This window comes from Flavilitoribacter nigricans DSM 23189 = NBRC 102662 (genome assembly GCF_002646595.1).
Taxonomy (GTDB): Bacteria; Bacteroidota; Bacteroidia; order Chitinophagales; family Saprospiraceae; genus Flavilitoribacter; species Flavilitoribacter nigricans.
In genome coordinates this window covers 21,956-44,257 of record NZ_PDUD01000005.1, presented here as the reverse complement: position 1 = coordinate 44,257, position 22,302 = coordinate 21,956, and the positions used below count along the sequence as shown (strand labels likewise).

Sequence of the window (22,302 nt, the reverse complement as noted above, 5' to 3'; positions counted from 1 at the left end):
TGTACTTAAGGGTGAAAATTAATTTTATCCTGTTTGTATTGACAAAACAACTTGTTCAAAAGTCACTCTATCTTCTCAACAGCAAAAAGATTGCAGAGTACTATCCCCAAGGAGGAGCAGGTTTTCTACTAATTCCTTTTCATTACACCTATTTTCTAAATTGTATTCCTAAATTCAGTCCAGCTCCATAACCATCTCCTGTATGTACAGGGGTTAGATCAATGTCAGAAAATGAATTTTTATTTGTCGGAATAGTGTTGGTATTTAAATAGATTGGTGCTCGGGGATTTGGCTTTAAAACTGTTGCCATTTCAGATTCTGATCTATAGTCTGTAAAGGTTTGGTTTATAGGAAGAGCAACATTTCCAAATTTTACGCCTCCTTCAATATCTAAATATTGCTTGCCTTCTAAATCTGCTCCGAGGCTAAAACAGACATCAGCTTTAATAAAGCCGAGGGTTTTATCTTCTATTTTTTTAGAACCCAAACATAAACCAGCACTTATATCTAGGTTTACATTTGTATTATCAACAGACATGATTGCCGGGCCAGCGGTAATTTCTATTGGACCTCCATCAAAACTTTGACAAACGTCTACAACTAAATTTAAAGGGGTTGGAATTAAGCATCCTTTCAGATCGGCTTCAATAGTACCTTTTGGATCAATAAACATCGTTGGATTCCCCCCCCCATAAGCATACAAATTCTCTCCCCAAACCGGATCCTCACTCAAAAATCGTCCCGTCTGCGCATCGTAGTAGCGTGCCCGCATATAGTACAATTCATCGCCATCGTGCATTACCCCGTATTGCCCCACAAATTTGAAAGGATTTGGATCTGCCTCTTGCTCCCCGGCAATACCTCCATACGGCAGATAGCTGTATTGGTGCGTGATATTTTCTCCGTTATCCGTCATAGCGATGGTACTGCCCCGGAAGTCGTAGTGATAATAGTGCGCGGCATCATTGGAAACCTTCACTCTGGCACAAAGGCCCAATCCATGTATGTAGTAATACAGGGCATTACCGCTGCCGTCCGTTTCCACCAATACATTCCCCATACCCCGGACGTCCCAGATGTATTTTCGGGTAATGCCGTCCCGGGTGGCAGATCGCCGTAATCCCATTCCGTCGTATGCATAGCTATTACTGCCGTAAGTAAGCAGCATGTCTCTATCATCCCAGGTCGAAGCAGTAACTCCTTTGGACGTTTGTTGCCCGTCGCTGTTAAAGCTGAAATTGGTAGCAGCGTAAGTATTTACTTCATTCTCGCTGTTGTAGCTACCGGTATGCACTACTGGTGTCAGGGCGGGATCTCCGAATGGCTCTGTGCGATCTTCCCCCAGATGATTCCCCATGGGATCGAGAGTGAAGGAATAAGCGGCGATGATCTCTGTATTACTTTTTCGGTTGGTCAGACCGATCATCCGGCCGGCGGCATCGTAATTATAATTACAATACGTACCGTTGGGATAGGTCGTTTTTTGAAGACGGCCATCGTCGTAGTAGTCATAGTGGACGGTCTTACCCAGCCAACGTACATCCGTCAACCGGTTGTTGGCATCGTAGTCGTAGGTAACTGAAAAACCGCCCGGATAGGTAATTTTTTTGACATTACTGTTTATATCATAATCGTAGCCAACAGTTTGGGATTCATAAGTCGCCGTTTTCATCCGATTGAGGTCATCGTAGTCAAATGCGACGGTCGATCCACCCGTTTTACTGATCGTTTTGATATTGTCTTGTGTGTCGTAGGTGTAACCGGCATAACCATCCGATTCTAGTCGCCCCAGGTCATCGTACTCATACTGGAAAGTGTGCCCCCCGGGTTTGGAATAGGTGTCCAGCAAGCCATCCTCCAGATAAGTGTAGGCTTTGGTGTCGCCGCCAAATTCGACGGTAGCTAGCTGATCGAGTAGTGTGTAATTGAAATTGGTCTTGTTTCCTTTGGCGTTTTTAATCCAGTTGAGATTGTCGTTTTTGTCGTAATCGTACTCGCTGACCAGATCACCGGTGGCAGACTGTTGGGTAGCTTTCCGGATCAGATCATGTACATCGTATTCGAAGGTAGCGACCTGTCCGTTAGGGTTAGTCAGTTTTTTTAGTCTGCCGACTTCGTCAAATTCGGCGGTAGTTTCGATACCCAGCGGACCACTGATGCGTTTTTGGTTGCCGAAGTTATCGTATCCGAATATATAGGTGATATTTTCGGGATTTTTAACAGAAGTCATCTTTCCACGACTGTCAATCGATACATCCGTGACGAAACCCATGTTATCGGTCACCTTATCGAGGGCATACCCGATATAGTCATAAGTAGTCGTATTACCTTTAGGATCACGATAGGTCTTAATGTCGTTCCACGAAGTATAGGTGAAGTGATGATTGATCCCTGTCGGTAAGTTCACATCTATCAGGTTACCTTTATTGTCATAGGAAACACCCAATTCATAGCCCTCATAATCAATAGAGGAGACAAGGAACGGATCTACGGGAGAGTTGTATCTATATTCCAGATCTACAAGGTTGCCATTATTATTGATGGATTTCTTTTCTACCAGTCCATTTTCATTCCGGTATTTTTTCACCTCCGTCCCAGTTGCATCTTTCACATTAGATAGGAAATCCGCCGCATTGTCGTAATTGGGATTCAGATTTACCTCATAGAAGACATTGCCGGGATAACTTACCTGTTTTAGTTTTCTGGTGATCGCATCATAATCACCACTGATCTTATTGCCGCGCGGCAGGGTAATCTCGTACAGTAAATGAAATTGAGCATTGGTTCCATAATCATAATAAGTCATGTCTTCCCGGGCATTGGTGTAACTCAGTAGATTATTGTCGTCATTTACATTGAAATAGATATCCCGGCCACCGGCCACATCTTTTACCTGTGATAACTGATTGCTCCCGGTTTGATAATAAAAGCGAAGTTCCCGGCCGGCGGTGCCTATCACTTTTTTAATTCGTGGAGCATCCACTATTTTTTCGTGAATGATCTGGATGATATTGTTGAATCGATCCTTGATCTCGCTGAGCATAAAAACTTCAGCTTTACCGCCCAGCAAAGTGTATTTGGTGAATGTGTATTCGAGTAGATTTTTTTTCTTTATCCGATAGGTAGTATTATTGACTTTAGTGAGCTCATCAAATACGCCGTGTGAAATGGTTTGAAAGTTGGTGCCGTTGTAAGCGTGCACCTGTCCGCCCGGCCAGAAGACATATACCCGGTCATCAAGAGAAAAGCCTTGGTCATTCCAGCCTTTTTCTTCTACCAGATAACAATTGTAGCTATGTGACCAGCCATCTCCAAGAGGCGTAATGCGCCGAAGTGAGGTGGGTAGCTCTAGGATGGCGGTGTTGTAAAAGTGGGAAAAGTTTAAGGACAGATTAAAGCCGGGAATGTTAAAGCTGGTCTGTTCCCGGTACTTAAAGAAACCCTCGTCCATACCCATGGATCTGGCGAGATTTTCCGGGCTTAGGTTGCCGGGGGTGAAATAAGCTTCTGACCCGGGATCGCTATTTTGGTAGATGGAGCTGTTATTTTCATCACAACCGGACAGTAGGCGGTACAAAATGAGAAAAACATGCTTGCGGGAGATCGGTTGGAAAAGATCCGTGCCGAAAGTACACCATTTTTCAGTACTGGCTTTCTTGACATAACCATAGGAAGGATGTGCTAGGTCAATATAGCCGGGGAATGGATTTGGACCCGAAAAATCGGGACTAATATTGAAGGCTTCTAATATGACTTTCAGGGCATCTATCTTGTCAATGGTTCCATAAGGGTTAAAGAGCATCCTATCCCGGTCAAAAGGTGTGACCCCGTCTCCATACTCCAGATAACTCAATGCTTTTGCATATCTGTAATAGGCTTTTTGCGCTGGATCCGCTTCGTAATAGAGGTCTGCAAAAGTTAGTGGAAAGGCATCGGAAGGGGCTGCTTCGTCTCCATCGTAAAGCGCGAAAAATACCAGTTTGGCCAGATCAGCCCGGTATATCGGGGCATCTGCATCAATGGCTCCACCCTGTGGGGTGATATACCCCTGACTGCACAAGCACTGGGCTGCTTCAAAAATTTCGCCGGAGGAAGGTAAATCCGTAAAATAGGAACATATTCCTCCACTGCCATTGCTCAGGCTAAAAGGCTGACTGTAGCCAATTGGACTGTTTGATCCTGTACAGTATATTTTTAGTTGTAAAGAGCTCGCATCTACATTCGGAATGAGCAGGCCATTTTGATCGTAGCCTACCTGCCAGCTGAAACTGCCGGAGGAATTGCTGAAGGCATGGTTCTCTTTTAGCACATATAAAGTGTTTCCGGCAACTTCCAGTTCAATGGTGACGGCATTGCAATCCGGAGCATTGTCGGTTGTCCATTGAATGGTACGTGTTTCTCCGATCTGCCACCCAGAAGCAGGAGTAGTAACACTTAATAATGCGGGTCCTAATGCGGGCATAATATCAATAAAGATGGGATTGTCATGGATAATAGATCCAATGGGATATGAGCTACCACTACCACCGGTTTGGTATCGAATTTCTACTGGGATTCCTTCCCCCTCTTGATTCGATGTTGGGATAAAAGAATAGGTGATACTTTGACTATTACCATCAGCGAGGGTAAGGCCATCTGGGTAAGTAAGATCTATTACGTCTGTTCCTACTTTTAGGTAGAGCGAACCTGACCAGGGCATCCCTCCCGAATTTTGGACAATTGTTGAAAAGCTATAGGTTTCTCCTACCCGCAATACAGAAGCAGCAATGCCATCTTTTCGGATTGTGAGGGGTGCATCCAATGCTAGATTGGCAGTGCCTCCGGCGGTGCCGATAGAAAATGAGTGAAAGGCGTTTGCTTCATTAACTTTACCATCTAAGTTTTTTGCTCTTACGGTCCACTGGTACTCATGTCCGTTCTCATAATTGTAATTGTGCGAAAAAGAGCCAATATCTGAACGAGGGACATTGAAATTGAGCAGTACTACATCGGAAGTCACATCCCGCAGCTTCAGCTCATAACTCGCCGCTCCACTTGGATTATTTTTTGCCCAGGAATAAGTGATGGCCGTAGTGCCGGAGGGAAACTCTTTCCCGTTTTCGGGGCTACTCAATATCGGTGCGTTCAAATCCGTATAGATAGAGAACGGCCCGACTACATCTCCTACTCTTTGGCCTTGTGAGTTGGGCTCATCGTATAGCACTGACAAATAAACATCATCCGAGTTGATGTTTTGACTGATATTCCATTGATAGGCGCCGTCATCTGATTCGTTGTCTGCTATTGGCTTTGGAGAACCATTGCTGCCGATGTAATAATGAATATCTACGGGGCAGGAATTACCCAGGTGATCACCTGCCCAGGTGATGTTGATCTGCTGGTTGTAAGTATTTCCTTGATCAGGATTAGTGATGCTGATTGCCGCATTTTCACTGCAAGGTGTTGTAACCTGGAGGAGTCGGTAGTGAGTTATAGTGAGACTGTTTGCGAGTTCGATCGTCGCATTTGGTTCACACCCTCCATATATAACAAAATCCAATGGATTTCCACCGGGTGCATTTGTGTAAGCTATCAATAACCTATAATTTCCGGCCTGTATAGCCGCAATCTCCTCCTGAAGATAAAATAGCTCGTAGTCTTTTGCTGCTATGCTGGTGTTTACTCTTTTTAATTCTATATATGAAGATCCTTCCACCTCGTCCAGGAGTACAATTACATCACCTGCCCAAGTCTTATGGCCGAGGTTTTGCAGCTGAAAATTTACTCTAAGATCACTGCCTATACTCACCTCCTCATCGTTCATCCCCAAACAGTTTTCAAATTTCAAAAAGGTATCGTAATACACATTGATCTTTCCGGCGGCATAGCGTTCGCCTGCATTTGTGATATACATCCCGTAGAAATCGAGACTTCCACTATTGAAATCATCTGGTATACTAACGGACAAAAACCTTGAATCCGCCCCCTCAAGGACCGCACCATTTGCGATTGGCGTACCGCAATAGCCTCCGACTTTTATGTAAAATGTACCATTAGTAGTAAACTTACTACCGTCATTTTTACTCAATTCAAAAGTAATTACGGTATTAGTAAGATAGGTTATTCTAAACTTAACCGTACTACCAATGAAGGTCCAGTTATTGCAGACATAGTTGGAGCTACGCGTAGCAAACTCTTCGTTTGCAGGATTGCTCCGCAGTAGCTGTTGAGCATTTAATTCCTTGGTTTGTACGGCGAGACTGAAAACCATTAAACTCCAAAAAAAGAAGCTTCGGATATGCATGATTGACCAATTTGAATGTAGAAATAATACAAAGCATTAAGATGGAACCTAAGAGAATTTTAAAAGCCGGGCAATGAATGCGCAGGAGGAAGTTTAGGCTGATTGTTTAAGTAGAAGTTAGAATGGAATGACCGATTTTGAATCGACTATCAATAGGGTTTTATATGGCTCATTATTGGTGATTTCCCGTGAACGACCTTATTAATTTGGAATCGCTTTACTTGTTTGGGCTAATAACCGGAGGAGTAGCCGAAAATACTCTTTCCCTATTTTAATCCATCACAAAATATAACTGGCACTTGGTTTTACTTCCATCATGATCCCAAGATAAAGAAGGTTGATATTAATTTTTTTCTGAAAGTAATAAGATGCCAGTTTGCAGGCACGAAGGGCACTTTTGCGCCAATGAAAGGGATACATGCATCAAATGCGAATCTTATACCGAAGGTGTTCAATTGGTAGTGAGTTAGGGTATAAAGTTCGGCTACCCGATTGTTACTCTGCGTATGATTGATCCGCCATCAACTGCTTATTTTTAAGTGGAGCCTCTGACTTAAGCTTCCTCCTCACCCCAACAACCGCAACAACTGCCGAAAATACTCCTCCCCCACCTTAAATTCCTGGGGAACTCCCTCCAGCTGCACTTTCTTGTCTTCGTGCAGTAGGCACTTGATAGCGTCCAGATGTACGGCGTGGTAACGGCTGATACGGAATATGTAATCCGGCAGGTCCGGCAGGATCTTTTCGAGGGTGCGGTGGATGAGGATGGCTTCGCGGCCTTTTGCCTGGAGGTAGGTGTTGCCGCTGCCGGCGACTTCCAGATACTGGATGTCTTCAAAATCGATGAGGAAGGTGGTGTTTTTGCTGCGGGCAATGAACTTATTGAAGCTGCCGAGGGGACTGACTTCCGTTCTGCCGGAATGGAAAGATTGGATCTTGCCCAGACACTCTTTGCGTTTTTCTTCCCAGTGCGAAAAGAAGGGTTTCTGAAGAATGTGCACGATTCGATCCCCGTAATCGTTGAGAGCACGTTGGGCGTATTCAAAATATTCGAATCCAGTATTGATGATCACCGGGATGGCGGGAGCGCCGGCCTGATCCAGCTCCGCCAGCAGGTCGAAAGCGGTGCCGCCTTCCAGTTGGATATCCAGGAAGAGGGCATTGGGACGGGTGGACAGGATCTTTTCGAAGGCGTCTTCCACCTCCTGCGCGTAGGCACAGACTTCGATTAATGGGTCTTCCTGCAGGCCATCTACCAGTTCGTGGAGCACGTCGTATTCGTCTTCGACTACAATAACTTTAATGGGCATAGTTATATACTTTAGGAATTCGCACCGTAATCCGGGTGCCGTAGCCTTCTGGGGTCGTGGGATCAAGATAAATATTATCTTCAATTTCAGTGGTGATCTTGTATTGGTTTTTTTGATTATATATTTGGTGGAGGCTATTGAGCATTTCGGTGCCCTGCTGGGTGTTGCGTATTCTCCGTTTTTTTGCGTTGGAGTATCCGATACCGTCGTCCTCAATGATGAGTAACACATGCGTTTCCTCCTCTTCCAGGCGGACCGTGACTCCGGTGCTGCCTTTGCGATGCCGCAGGCCGTGCTCAATGGCGTTCTCAATGTGGATCTGTAGCTGCATCAATGGTACCATGGTCCGGCGAAATCGCAGACGCTCTTCCTTAGCCGGTAAAATGTACTGGTACCTTTCCCGAAATCGCTCTCCTTGTATTTTGAGGTAATTCTCTACCAGGATCAATTCATCCCAGAGGGAATGAAAGGCCCGCTTATCCCGGCTATGGGTGAAGACCGTACGGATGTTGGCCGCTAGTTTGTCGATTACCTCACCGGCGGTAGTGTCCTTGCGCACCCTGGCCTGTACCCAGTGCAAGGTATTGTTGAGAAAATGGGGATTGAGCGAACTGGTAATGGCCTGCACCTGTAATTCTTCCTTTTCCTGATTCAGACGGGCCGTGGCCAGCTCGTGGCGCTGGTGCTGCCGCTTGTTGCGATAGACTAGTCCCATGATCACTCCGGCCGCCAGGGTGATAAAGGCACTGACCAGCGCCCAGAACCACCAGGTTTCTTCGAGGTTCGGCGGAATGATCAGCTGGTAGTCGAATCGCTTTTGTAGCAGGTTGTTTTTATACAGCTCTACCGAAAAGCGATGTTTTCCGGGGGAGATGTAGCCGAGGGTAATGTCCCGGTTGGTAATGTAGGACTCCGTTAGGACGGTACCCCCGCTTTCGAGGACCAATTGGTAATTCAGCCAGTGATTGGGATGCAACTGCCCATCAAATTCCGGCGTCCAGGCAAAACGGAGATATCTTTGCCCCCGGGGTATGATCAACTGATCTTCCGTGACGGGCGTCTGCTCATTTTCACCGTGGTAGAATAGGATGGAGTCCAGACCAATGGCGACGGTATCCGGGGGAAGCAGATCGAGATCCATGCTTATCGCTCCGAGATCATTGCCCATCCACACTTTACCTTTCGTATCTATGTAGACAGCGTTCTGTTCTGATCCCCCGCCGGGCAGATATTGGTTCGTGGGAAAGAATTTTACATAGGGCTGGTCATTTCGCTCATAAAAAGAATGGAGATCCAACAACCCAAACCCACGGTTGTTACCGAAGATCAGCTGGCCGCGGTATTCTTTAATAAAAGTCACTAATCCCCTTCCAGCTTGGGGCAGGTCAAGGAGTTGAAGGGCATCATTGGCGTCCTGGTGCAGGAGATCAAAACGATCTGGTTTTTCCAGAAAAGCTAAACCATATTGGGTGCCCATCCATAGGTTATCCCGGGAGTCTACTAGCAAACTCATCGCTCCCAGGCCTCCTTCATTGGTGATCTCCCAGGTCACGGCGGTATCCAATTGGGGATCATACACCCCGATCCCCTGCGAACTTCGACCGTACCATACTCGACCGCCGGTATCCTCGGCGATGGTGAGCACATTGGCTAAGGTCATTCCTTTTTCCTCGCCGATATACCGTACGGGCTGGCCGGGCAGAAAAGGCGGCTGCATAATTCCGATCCCTTTTCCACTTAATCCGAAAGCCAGCACCTTCCCTTTTTGTATGGGGGTTATATAATAACCGAGCATCAATCTAGGTGGATCATCTTTATAGGAAGGGCGAATATCCCATTCCTTTCCATCAGACCTAAAAAAACCGTAGGGCTGTTCCTTTAGAAAATACATCATTCCCCGTTCATCACGCCAACCGCCGGGCATGAAGGGTAATAACTCGGTTTGGCGCGGGCGAACGATAGAATTCCCGTCAAATACTGCGTAACCGTTACGATAAGCTCCCAGATAAATATTGCCCTCCGGATCTTCATTGATGGTGTGTAGACCGCTGACCATATTGGGGTGCGATTCAAAACATCCCATGAAGGCGGAAAAGATCTTTACTAAACCGGAATGGGAAGCTACCCAGAAATTCCCGGCCTGATCGAGATCGGGCCTCGATCCGACTATGGGCGCCTTTAACTGAATACGCACTACTAACTCGGCCTCCGTTCCTTGCTTCAGTTCCCAGATCTCAAAGTCATCTTCCGATAAAGCGTGCTCGGGCGGTGGATGACCGTAAAAAAACAAACGTTCCTGTGTATAAAATGGGATATAATCCAGAAATTGATTTCGGACTTTTCCATTCCAGTCCTTTCCTGTTATTGGTATTAAATGACCCTGATCCACTTTTGCCAGTGCACGGGGTGAAAGACCCGGCATATCCATATTTATGGCCAAGTTGATTCCATTGGGTTGGGCAAACCAGCTGCGGATAGTACCCCCACCTCCAAAATCCGGTTTTGATACAATCTGGAATTGTTGGTTCAGCTGTACCACCTGATGTCCGGTATCTGTACTGTTCCGGTAGATTAACCAATAATTTTTCGAATCGAAATACCAACTGGTATAGGCCGGATCTCCTAGGGATTCCACCAGATCATCAAATACCGAATCTATCTTAAAAGTGTTGCGGTCAGGATCATAACGATAGGCGCGATTTTTCTGATCGAAGAAAGTAAGCGCTCCTTCGGTCTTCTGGATCGGCTGTTGCAGATCCGGTGGAAGATCTATCACCCATTCCTGGTCACCCTGCACCCGCAGCACTTGACTTCCAAAAGCGAGCCATACCCCGAAACGATCTTCGGCGGTAAATCCAAATACCGAACGATCCGAAGGGAATGGCACCCCCTGATGGAGTGGTTTAAATTCAGCACCATCGTAACGGATCAAATGCCCGAGATTGGTAATAAAATAGACCTTACCGTCGGAAGCGACCGTACATTTGAAAATTTCGGTAAAAGGTAGTCCGTCCTGGACCGTATAAGTATGGGTGAGATTGTACTGAGCGGCTATCCGGGCTAATGGGAAAGCTCCAAATAAAAAATAGAGGAGAATTTTTAGGATCAACCACCTGGGCATAGTTTTTAGGAAGTAAAATACAGTTATTCACAAAATGTCGCTTTTTGCTCCTTCAATTCGAAGGTGAAATGTGGGGTTTAACGCAGGCTTAATTACACTTTCGTTCCCGATTCTCCCCGGTTCATACTTGCAAAAGGGGTGTTGGTGAGGATATAAGCCGGGATGGGCTATTTGCAGACAAACATGTTTTTCATTGCACTTATCTTTAGGTTAATTCGGAATTAAAGCTATCTCTCCTTTTACGCTTCGCCAACGCTTCAAAAATTGACAAATAGGTCTTAAAGAACAGGCAATTTTTTGGGCGTTGGTGACAGCTTCTTTCCTAAGATTTAATCTTGAGTCGTCCTGGCCCGGAACACAAAAGAGCAAGAGCAAGAAGATGTAGGGATCAATCTCTCGATGTCAAAGCGTTTTGGAATTGCGGGTTAGCCAACTCGCTAACCCGCAACTATACCCTGTTTATCCTTATCCTCAATTTACTGTGTCCTAGTCCTAAAATGAAGGATGAATCATGCGAATCAAGGGTGGAAGTCCCGGAGGGATGTGAAGGATCTATTTGCCATTCAGGGATGAATGATTTATGTCAATAATAATTGCCTGTACAAATTCTATTTTGCGCCACTCCTCTTATTCGATCTGTCCGAACACCTGGAAAAGCTGAAAATACCGGATATAATAGACCGGCAGCCACATATCGCACACATCCATTGTCGGCAAATCTAAGAGAAAAGCTGTGGGGAAATTTCGCATGGATGGAGACATCCCCTTTATTTGGATTTGCGAAAGGTATTGGGCCGGGAAATTGGTTGAGTTAACATCATTCTGGAATAGTGCATTATTTCACAATCCCAACTTGTTAAAAAAGCTTTACCAGATATTTAGGTAAATAAACAACTGTAACCCTATACCGGCTGACCACAACAAAACAAACCAGCCCTTTTTTTGCCATTTCCCCTAAAGAGCTCTTGTCTTACTACCACAAAACATTTCCGAGGACTTCAATGCCCTCCGTCTCCACCCTTATCGAAAAACCTTTCCTCGAACGCTGACAAGAGCGGGTCATCACTCCTTTTCATTTCAGCGTGGAGCAGCCGCTTTAATCGTTCCTGCTCTACCTGCAGTTCCGGATCATGGATCAGGTTTTGGAGTCCGTCCGGATCATTCCGGAAATCGTAGAATTCCTCCTTCACACGGAACCTCAGGAGTTCGACCCGTTCGGCGATTGCCGGATTGGAAGCTGCTGCTCCGTTCATAGCCTGGAAGGTTCTGCCGCTCAGGGCATCTCCGGTGAAGTGAAATTGTCCGTCTGCCCAAAAATTGGCAATGTAGCCGTAATCCCCGTTAAGCACGCAACGCATGGGGTATTCCCGGCCGGAAAACAACTTGTGCAGCTGGGTAAAGACCACGTTCCGTTGTTTTTGTTCCTGCCCTTTTAAGACCGGGAGAAAGGAGTAGCCGTCCATGTCCGGTACTTTGGACAGGTGCAGCGCATGGAGGATCGTGGGCATATAATCTATTCCGGAAATAAAGTGGGTGCTGTCCACCGCTCCGGCGGGGACCTGCCCGGGCCACCGGATGATCCAGGGCGTCTTATTACTGTTGAGGTAACAGTTCCCTTTGGCGAAGGGTACGGATATCCCGTTGTCGCTGATGAACATGACCAGGGTATTTTCCCGGAAGCCGCTTTCGTCCAGGGCCTGCAGGATCGCACCGACTACCTGATCACAGCGGTACACGGAGGTATAATACTCCGCGATCTCTTGTCGCACCTCCGGCAGATCCGGCAGAAAGTCAGGGACGGTAATTTCTTCGGGCGTTATTTTCCGGGTAAATTTCGGCGGATCCTCTCCCCAGGCGCGCTTCTCCTGAGCACTCCCCGCAAACGGCCGGTGCGGATCGTGCGTGTTGGCCATCAGAAAGAAGGGCTTGCTTTCCTTTTTTGCTTTTGCCAGGAATTTGGCGATATAATCGTGGTAAAGCTCCGGATCGCGGCCGATGCCGAGTCCGGAAGCCACGTCTTCCTCTCGGATACAAAAATCCCAGCAGAATTTATCCATCGGTTTCAGATGCTCCTCTTTACCGATAATGGCGTTCAGATAACCGACCTCTTGTAGGGCTTCCTGAAGAGTGGTCACGTTTCGGCTGATGGGGTCAAAGCCCGGCGCGCCGTTCCGGTGCGGATACCTCCCGGTCATGATGGATTGCCGGCTCGGCTGACAAATGGCAATGTTGACGAAGCCGTTGGTGAACCGCATCCCCTCCGCGGCCAGGCGGTCGATATGTGGCGTGATATCGGGGATCCGGCATCCGTAGGCGCCTACGGAGTTATAATTCAGATCATCGGCGGTGATGAGTAACACATTTAGCGACTGGTATTCCTCGCCTTCTGCCGACAGCGGTGTTTGCGGGTCTCCCGTACAGCCGATCAGCGAAAGCAGGACGATGAGCATGGAGCAGTACCTGGTGATGATCAGATTCATTGCCGGTGTTTTACCTCCTTCCTTATTCCTCCAGTTTCAATACGGCGAATTTCCCTTTATTCCACCCGTGCACCAGCAAGTACAATTGCTTGGATCCGTTTTCGCCCTCCACAAAATGAGGCCAGACGTGGTGGATATTGGTTAAAACCGGAATGTCCAGATCTCCGGGTACGATGGTGGAAACCAGGTCTTTCCCCGTGTGGGCGTAGATCGGTGCCGACTTTTGGTCCTCGCCTACTGGTCGCAGGGCATTAAAAAAGAAATGCTCGGTTTCATAGGACACATTGCACACCAGGCTGCCTTCCGGAATATTATCGAACATTTCCACAAACCCACCGTCCGGTCTGAACTTAACAACTTGTCCGGCGGCCCGGTTAGCTACCAGAATATGACCATCGTAGGCATAAACACCGTGCGCCGTCTGGAACTGACCGGGAGCCTTACCCTTACCTCCCCAGGCGAGCTTTCCCCAGGTCCAGGAACCGTCCCGCTCTTCGATCGTCAGGATGAAGTCTCCTTTTGAGTATCCGTGGGAGGCGTAAATTCGGCCATCCAAATAAGTGACGTCGGTGACGCCAAAATTGCTTTCCGCGGAAGAAAAGAAATCATTGGCGGGTACAAAATCAAACTCATTCCCTCTGGGCTTGAGTACGTCACTGACGATGGTGCCGTCGATATTGAGGACCAATACTCTCTTTCCTTCCTGGGCTATGGCCAGGTGTTTTTTCCCCTTGTGTACAAAGAACACGATTCCGTGAATATTGTCTTTCAGGCGTTCATCGGTACCAATGACCGTCCATTCGGTAAGATCGGGACTGATGGCACATAAGCCGTAGCCGGGAATACCCGTATAGACGATACCGGTCTCGGGGTCTTCATTAAAGCCACCATGCATCGCTGACTCAAACTCCAGAGCCGCTTCCGGAAATGCCGCCGTTAATTTCTCGTCCCAGGAAAAGATGAAATCGCCCTGGCCGGTGACCAGTCTGGCCTTATCACTAACCAGACGTGCCGGCACCGTTTCGGGCTCATGATGCTGGTGATCGGCTTCCACGCCGTGATCATGCGTATGATAGGTATCGTTACTGTCGGTATGCTGCGCTGCGGATGCGATAGAAAATCCCAAGGCGACCAGGATAGTTAAAACCTTTGTTGGAGTTTTTTTCACGGTTCTGCTGTTTATTTATTTTATTTTAGAAACTGCTCAATTATTATACGTTATTTTAGCCGGCTCACCTGATTGCGGTTGTTGATTTTTTCCGAATACTGCAATATCTATCCACCCGGTGGGTACTTACGATGGTGGTTTTTATGAACTATCAGCGGGTGTTTTAATCGTCGCTTCGGACATACCATGGCCAGCTCTGATTTTCCAAACCGGTAAGCCTGTTCAATTTACCATAAGAAAAGACCACTTCCTAAACCTGCGAAGCAGACTTGATGGGTAAAAAAGATATACATGACGCGAAGTGGTTTGGGAAAATCTCAAATTGCTTCGGTCATTATATGCTGTGCTTAAATTGTTCTGGATTGCGCAAATCAATTTTACGTCAGTATACTTCTCTAAGTAGGAAAGTACGGATACTACTGAGCGTTGCTTATTCATTCATTTTCGGAACCTCACGCCATCTTCTGCGTAAGAATAGGGTAAAGAGCGCTCAATTTACCTGTACATTCACAAACATACTGGAGAAGTCTTATGGTTATCTTTGTAATCCTATTCTTCGTTGCCGTTTTGATCATGGCAACTGGAAACAGCAATGGTAAATAGATTCTACCGCACGATCCTCTGTCTGTCTGATCGGTTTGAAACTTACATTTCTCATTCTCCCAGAGGAATGCTGATCCCCTATTTGCTATTCATCTCATCAATCATATTTTCTGCCAGGATTCTATGCTGTATACCGTTGTTCCGTAAGAGAGCGTAATTATCCCATAACTTGCAGCATCCTGCATTTTATAATGTAGGATTTTACTCATTTATTTATTTCTGAAAAGAAAAAGATAAATGAGTAAAATAAAAAATAAACTAAATAGTTTGAATAGATCATCCTAAATCCTTATCTTGCTAGTACTGAGGTACCTGAATCTTCATTACTCGCACATTTCCAGGTCCTCAATAGCCTTCAACACTCATCGGTAGCTAAGAATAAAATGGAAAAGTCCCGGGAGATCTTTCGTAGACACTTCCCTTTTGATCTATGATTTGATTTTCTCGCTGAAAACCATTTTTTCACCTTAACTGCCAATCATGAAAGCGGTATGTATTTTTTCGCTCGTACTTTGTGCGCTTTTCCCTTCTTGCAACACTTTAGACGATCCTGCTGAGATCGGCACTACTCCGGATAACTGGGGCCCAATTCACTATCAGATCGATGGCATCCTGAATGAGGATGGCGTCCAGTATTTTGCCCGCCGGGATAGTTTTGGACAACTGCACTATCATCCGGAATCAATTGCTGAGACGGACCTTCCCTTCCGATTCTACGCTAATCAATTTCAGTATTTCCCGGAGATCATCATCCGTAGCCCCTACCCTATTCGCACCAACTGGTTTCAGCTGGCTGCTGCTTCTTGTCTCGATCCGGGAAATACGGCTACGGGCATCGAGTTTACGGTCACCACCGCCCGGGAAAAGGATTATCTGCTCATCGCGCGACTGGACAGTACGTATTGGGAGTGCTTGAAATCGACCGATGAGCCGATCCGCTTTGCGTTCCAGTTGCTGGATACTTACCCGGTGCTGCCGACTCCTTTTTATCTCCACGGATTTTATGATCTGGAACAGGAGATCGTCCACCTCAGGGCGCAACGAGATCCGGCAGGCATCTGGCACTCCACCGTTGGTTATCTGGCCTTTCAGGAGCCCGGCCCTAAAGACTTTTCCATGACTATCGTTCAACATCCGCAATTGGGCAGCGGTCAATCGCTGCTCCGGATCTCCAGTAGCATGCAACTTGTTCCCTATAGTCTCTGGATTGGCCTCGCGGATGAATGCCTCGAACAGGCCGATTGGGAGGTCCACCGCAATCGCCTCAATGATCGCTTTCTTCTGGATGTGGTGGTCCCCGACTGCTATCTGGATTGCCTCAGCAACGTAGCCGACGGATTTGAGTTCGAAGTGAAGTTCTTCCAGTAATTGATGATAACCTGACGTGCTTATTTCATTAAGACGAAAGTGATCGCAGAGCAATCGTACGGGGTTAGGCGGGTGAGATATTTTGCTGAGTCCTTTGCTTCCTTTTTGACTTGAAAAATGAAAAATAAAACGGCTCACATCATCAACTTAAAGATCTGAAAAATTAAAATGTTCAAATAAAATATTTCACCAAAAACAAGTCACCCTTTCCCCAAAAACCTGGGGGTGACAGAATCCGCATTCTGTCGCCCCCCTATACCCCCGGGCACATTTTTTTTCTCCCGCGGAACCACTACTAAAAATCGGATCTATGCCAGATCAAGCAAAAACAAATTATCATCAAATCCAATTACCTTCGGAAGCACAGTTGCAACAGATCCACCAGAGGGCCGATCGGAATTACAAATACAAACTCATCGTCCTCCTCATGCAGGAAGCCGGCCTCCGGGTCACCGAGGTCGTACGCCTGCAGATCCGCGACTTCGATTTTGAGAATAAGGTGCTTACGGTCAGCAGTCTGAAAAAGCGCAAATCCCAGAAAGATAAGTTGCGCTTCATTCCACTCACGGATAATGTCATCCAGGCTTTCGCGCAGTACTGGCCCAAACTCAGGGATCACTCGGCGGATGCGTATGTATTTCCCGCCGGCCGCGGTTCTTCCAAACCACACCTGGATCGTCGCAGTGTCTGGCGACGGATCAAAAAATACAGTGGCCAGGCGATCCACCCCCACATGCTTCGGCATCACTTTGCCAGTAATGTGGTCAGCAAGGGAAATGACATCAGGGTGGCTAAAGAACTACTCGGCCATAAAAGTGTAAAAACCACGGAGATCTACCTGCACGTCCCACAGCAGCAGCTCCGCCGGGCGATCGACAGCATCGAGCGGCAACCGTCTTTCTGGCAGCGCTTATTCGCTCCCCCAAAAGGTACACCTTCGGAAATTCCGATCACCCATACGAGAACGGGACTAACAAAATTTCACGTGGGCCGAAGTCGGGAAATTACTCAACTCTACGAACTGGCCGCTAAAAAGGTGAATACGCTGCTCCTGGGCGATCCGGGCATCGGCAAAACGCATCTGCTGGACAACTACCAGCAGGGAAATATCATCCGTATGGATGAGTTCCAGTATCCCAAGAGGTTGCTCGGCGGCCTATTGCTGGAATTATTCGACAACGATAAAGAGGAGATCTTGAAAATGGTCTCCCGCACGGAGTCCCGCCAGCAGTTCGAGACCAGAATCGCTACGCGTGAAAGTATCAAGCGCCTTTGTGAACTTGCCATCGAGGTCACCCGCGAGAAAGAATACACCATTCTCATCGACGATGTCACCAATATCACCAAATCGGGTGTTCGCATCCTGGAGAACTTCAAGAATCATTTCCATATCATCGCCGCCGGCCGCCGCATCCGGATGGAATACCGCACGGCCTTTTCCAATTTCGAGCTCATCGAGCTCCAGCCCCTCCCCCGCCCCGATGCCATCCTGCTCATCGAACGACTCAGTTCGCCACTGCTCGATCGGATCGAGGATTTCGAATCCTTCAAAAACCGCATCTGGGAGGATACCCAGGGCAATCCGCTTTTCATCATCGAAATGGTCGATCGCCTCGCCAAAGAACCCCGCATCACCGTTGCGGCCACCGAACGCATCAAACATACCGCTTCCAAAAATGAAATTGATTTTACGGTCATCCTCATCATCTGTATCTCTTCCCTCATGGGTCTCCGCTACATGGGCTCCGAATTCGGAGAGGACGGTGGCGCTTTCCGCCTCATCGGCGGCCTCGCCCTGGTCTTTGCGATCTTCGCCCGTCCCATTTTTAGATCATTAAAACGTAAATGGCTATGATGGTTTCCTGGCTGGATGGTTATCATGGTTGAATGGAAAAAAACTAAGCAAAAATGAATACGAGATCAAAGGCAAAACTCCTCCATCTAATATTTCAATTTTTGGTTCGTATACAGAATCAGTCGGTTGATCATTTTCGGAAGTTCCTCCACACCGGATATGAGCACGTCTACCTGTTCGTCAGGGATCAACTTTCGGTTTTTCGCCTTAATCAGCCATTCCCTAGTCTCCCAGGCAGATCCGGAACTGTACCGGTAAAAACGAATTTTCTCCTTCTTGTAATACCGCCCGAACCCTTCTGCAATATTTGCCGACATAGAATCCGCCGATTTGGAAATTTGAATGCCAATGCTCCAACGAGCAAATTTATCCCACTTGTTTACGCAATCCCATATCTCATTCCCCAACTCATGAGCATGAACATATGCTTCGATCTTTTCCAGTGTCATGTATTCCATCCGCCAATTCTACGGTCATTTTTCAATTCATTCCAGGACAGTCTAACCCAAATTCTTTCCCCCAGTTCCCACGCTCCAACCATCAAACCATCCCAGCCATCAAACCATCATAACCATCAAACAATACAAACCATCAAGCAATCATAGCCATCAAACCATCCCAGCCATCAAACCATCATAACCATTCAAACCACCCCCCATGCGCACCCCCAACCACCTCGCCGGCGGCATCATCATCACCGGCTTCTGCTCCGCCCTCTGCAACATCAACATCTTCAACACGCCAACCTCCATCGGTGTCATGCTCATCGCCTCCCTCCTACCCGACATCGATCACCCGAAGTCCATCATCGGACGCAGCCTCAAACCCATTGCTCAGGCCATCAACCGGCGCTGGGGGCATCGCACCATCACCCACAGTGCCGTTGCTTTGGTGTGCTCGACCTTCCTCTTTGCCCTGATCGAAAAAGCCATCAGCGGTCACAGTCCCCTGGCGATCGTCTATTTCTTCGCTTACTTCTCTCATCTCCTATTGGATATGGTCACCCTCATGGGCGTGCCACTACTCTACCCTTTCAGCAAGAATCCGTTCGTCATGCCGGCCAATCCCAAATGGCGGATCCGCAACGACGATCGCCGGGCGGAGACCATTACTTTTTGTCTCTTCTTACTGGCGGCGCTGTTCATGCGTCCCTTATTCGAACAGGGCTTCTGGACGACCTACAACCGGACTTTCGGTACCCTCAAACATGTAGTCAGCGAATTTCACAAGGCGGATGATCTATTGGAGGTCAGCTACCTGGCGAAGCGCGGTACTGAGCCGCTTTCCGGACGGGGATATTGTATCGAAGTGACCGAGCAGTATGCTATCCTCCTGGAAAATGGTCGCTTCCGGCGACTGGATAAGCAGTCTATGGTCCTCAATAAACTGCTCCCGCGCCACACGGGGCGGAAATTTGTCTACGAGCACCTTTCTATAGTGAATGTTTCGCTGGATAGCCTCAACCGACTAGTCAAAGGCCAGCTGATCACGGAGGTCGACCTGAGTAGCCCGCTCCCTTTTCGTATACTTCTGGATGGCCATACCACGGAACAAAAACGCATCCACGAGCAGTACGTGACCGATCTGATCTTCGTAACGCCGCAGGATACGCTCTCCCCAACGACCACCGATCAGCCTCCTTTTTTCTACGAGGCCAATCCCCGTATTCCTATCCTCCAAAACAGACTACAGCAAATCCGGAGCCGCAATCAGCTCTACCGCAACCAACTCCACAGCCGCGAACGTGACATCCAACAACTCAAACAGCAGATCCGCCAGGCAACGGACATGCCCACGCAGGAAAGATTATACCAGCAACTGGAAAACTTACGCAAGACCAAACCAACTCATCCGGATCTGGAGACCGAACGCCACCTCGCCATCGAGATCGCTGAACTCCAAAAACAGGAGCAACGCAAAAACCAGCAACGGCTAACGAAGCTCCAACTCACCCAGTCACCCAATCCCCCCCTCTCCCCTTCTCCCCAGCTCCTATCCGGTCACATCACCTTCGTCACCATCATCTAAAATCAATCATATGAAAACGATATGCATCATCACCATCGCAATCTTCTGCTTACCACCAACCGCCCAGCCATCTTGTATTGGAACCCTCCAACCATCTAACCATCCAACCGTCCAGCCATCAAACCATCAACCTTCAACCCTTGACCATCAACCCTCAAAAACCATAGAACCAGCCAGCCATCCAACCATAGAACCATCCAGCCATCCAACCATAAAACCATCCAGCCCTCCCGATTCCCTCCCCCCCAGCAAAACCCTCTACCAGGCGATCGACGCCTTCTACGCCCATCAAACCCACCTCGATCTACTGAAATTTAAAGAATCCAAAAAAGGCGAATGGCTGAAATTCCTCCCCAACCTCGGGATCACTTATACCGTTACCGGGCAACCCCGCCCCAGCATCAGTCTCTCTTCGGGGATCCTCTACCAGGCGCAACGAGATAAGCAAACCCGAGCCGCGAAAAGGCAACAGATCATCGAAAAAAATCAACTGGCAGCAGAACGGGAAAAAGCTAAATTGCAGGGATTGTTGTTGCGCCATCGGCTCCTACTGGAAGAACTCGACCACTTAGAGTCCCTGCATCGCGTAGAAGCCCAGATCTTTGCCATCCGGGAAGATGAATACCAGCGACAGGAACGGGCGCCTTCGGATTTCCTCCAGGCAAAACGGACCTTCCTCTTACAGAAGAAGGCTTTACGGGATAAGGCGGGGCAATTGCAGCTCCTGGAATTGGAGATTTTGGCAATAGCTCATCTGAAATGAGCACGCCGACTCCAAGCATCATAAATGCGAGCTTTACTACGCCTGACTGAACCTTAAGAATACGATGAGCAAATTTTACAAAGGATCAAAGCGGATTTGATTTAAAGACCTTTTTTAAACACAGTGAATCCCCTGTGATTAAACGAGATCATTCCAAATCCTCCATCATTCATCACTTATAAATGACTGCAACCAATCGAGCCATCAAACCGTCCAACCATCGAGCCATCCAACCGTCCAGCCATCAAACCATCAAGCCATAAAACCATCGAGCCATCAAACCGTCCAACCATCAAACCATCCAACCATCAAGCATTCACGCAAATTCACTCCAACTCCTGCATCCGGTTATCGTGGATCTCCTGCATCTTCTTGATCGTTTTCGAACGCTTGAGCACCGGATACTGGAATTCGTAAGTTTCCTGCAGCAGGGCTTTCCGTTCCTCCTTGTCGCATCCCCACTGAATCAGCATCGCATCCACCACTTCCAGATTCTGGTAGATCACCAGTTCCAGGATCGAGGCGTAGTCGCGCATGCTCCGACCGGCCGGTTTGTCCGGGTTATTCGCACGCCAGGCTTTGGCCGTGGTGCCGAATACAATCTCGTTGATCATGTCTACTTCGCTGGCAAAAGGCAGCCGACTTTTATAGGGCTGCGGGGACATCAGCAGCTTTTCGTCCATCTGGGTCAGAATGGAGGCAGCGAGCAGGGAGTGGTTCCCTGCGGTCAGGTACCGCTTATTTTCGAAAGGGTCGCCCAGGCGGGCGTATTCTTCTTTTTTAAGTCGTCCGAATTCCTCAATGAGGTGCAGATAGAATTCGGCGCTCATCCAGTTGGCAAAGTGGAAGGCAATGTTGCGGTGCGCAAAGGTACCGCCGTACTTCCCCCTCACTACCCGGATCCCCCGGGCGTTGGTATAGGTGATCCACTTCGTTGCCGAAGTCTTTTGCCCCGCGACCATCTCCGCCGCAAAATTCTTGTAGCCTTTAAACACAGGGGATTCACTGTGTTTAAAATCCGGGTTATTCTTCTGCTCCCAAACCAACAGGAATTCTATCGTCTTATTGTTGTTGATCCACGTCTGTACCGGTATTTCCGGCCGCTTGGCTTCCTTATAGCGGGCAATGTCCGTCAGGTTAATATATTCTTCCCCCTCCAGCGAATGGTAAGTGATCTCAACCCCCTCAATTTTCGTGATCTTGCGTGTACTCATGCGGCAAATGTAAAGAGAATTATACGGACGGATAAACTAAAACAACAGTTACTGTCTATTAGAAAATAAGACCCACTCACCCCTTCACCAAGTCGCCCCATCTCCCACT

11 protein-coding genes are annotated in these 22,302 nt (G+C 47.7%); 4 read left to right on the top strand and 7 right to left on the bottom strand.

Translation table 11 applies throughout. From position 1 onward, the window contains the following. Window positions 1–148 precede the first annotated feature (148 nt). From CRP01_RS04590 to CRP01_RS04570, 5 genes are all read right to left on the bottom strand, one after another. Entirely contained in the window at window positions 149–6,283 is a 6,135-nt protein-coding gene (locus tag CRP01_RS04590) for an RHS repeat-associated core domain-containing protein (protein WP_099148835.1), read from the bottom strand. Window positions 6,284–6,849: 566 nt separating this feature from the next. Beyond that, window positions 6,850–7,593: a LytR/AlgR family response regulator transcription factor gene (locus CRP01_RS04585; RefSeq protein WP_170110223.1), complete on the bottom strand. Its 744-nt coding sequence runs from the start codon at window positions 7,591–7,593 to the stop codon at window positions 6,850–6,852. Further along, window positions 7,583–10,702: a sensor histidine kinase gene (locus tag CRP01_RS04580; protein WP_170110222.1), complete on the bottom strand. Its 3,120-nt coding sequence runs from the start codon at window positions 10,700–10,702 to the stop codon at window positions 7,583–7,585. Before CRP01_RS04580 ends, CRP01_RS04585 begins: the two co-directional genes overlap by 11 nt. A gap of 1,010 nt (window positions 10,703–11,712) precedes the next feature. Continuing rightward, window positions 11,713–13,194 carry a sulfatase family protein gene (locus tag CRP01_RS04575; protein ID WP_099148832.1) on the bottom strand — a complete coding sequence of 494 codons (1,482 nt, stop codon included), beginning with the start codon at window positions 13,192–13,194 and terminating at the stop codon, window positions 11,713–11,715. Between the two features lie 22 nt (window positions 13,195–13,216). Beyond that, the gene (locus CRP01_RS04570) at window positions 13,217–14,362 is read right to left on the bottom strand and encodes an NHL repeat-containing protein (protein WP_143473269.1); all 1,146 of its coding nucleotides are present in this window, start codon (window positions 14,360–14,362) and stop codon (window positions 13,217–13,219) included. 1,083 nt (window positions 14,363–15,445) lie between these two features. Between CRP01_RS04570 and CRP01_RS04565 the strand changes: the two genes are divergently transcribed. Further along, window positions 15,446–16,333 carry a hypothetical protein gene (locus CRP01_RS04565; RefSeq protein ID WP_099148830.1) on the top strand — a complete coding sequence of 296 codons (888 nt, stop codon included), beginning with the start codon at window positions 15,446–15,448 and terminating at the stop codon, window positions 16,331–16,333. Between the two features lie 310 nt (window positions 16,334–16,643). Continuing rightward, window positions 16,644–18,188, top strand: coding sequence for a site-specific integrase (locus CRP01_RS04560; protein ID WP_099148829.1), 1,545 nt, complete (start codon window positions 16,644–16,646; stop codon window positions 18,186–18,188). 86 nt (window positions 18,189–18,274) lie between these two features. Here CRP01_RS04560 and CRP01_RS04555 read toward each other — a convergent pair whose 3' ends face one another. After that, a complete protein-coding gene (locus tag CRP01_RS04555; protein WP_170110221.1) occupies window positions 18,275–18,637 on the bottom strand; it encodes a four helix bundle protein in 363 nt (120 codons plus the stop codon). Window positions 18,638–18,845: 208 nt separating this feature from the next. On the opposite strand from CRP01_RS04555, the gene CRP01_RS04550 reads away from it, so the two are divergent. Together CRP01_RS04550 and CRP01_RS41815 are read left to right on the top strand one after the other, a co-directional pair. After that, a complete protein-coding gene (locus CRP01_RS04550) occupies window positions 18,846–20,216 on the top strand; it encodes a metal-dependent hydrolase (protein WP_099148827.1) in 1,371 nt (456 codons plus the stop codon). A 10-nt stretch (window positions 20,217–20,226) separates the two neighbouring features. Further along, a complete protein-coding gene (locus CRP01_RS41815; RefSeq protein WP_143473268.1) occupies window positions 20,227–20,979 on the top strand; it encodes a hypothetical protein in 753 nt (250 codons plus the stop codon). A gap of 326 nt (window positions 20,980–21,305) precedes the next feature. Here the strand turns inward: CRP01_RS41815 and CRP01_RS04535 are convergent, their stop codons facing one another. Next, window positions 21,306–22,193, bottom strand: a complete 888-nt coding sequence (locus CRP01_RS04535) for a KilA-N domain-containing protein (RefSeq protein ID WP_099148824.1) — start codon at window positions 22,191–22,193, stop codon at window positions 21,306–21,308. Between the last annotated feature and the right edge of the window lie 109 nt (window positions 22,194–22,302).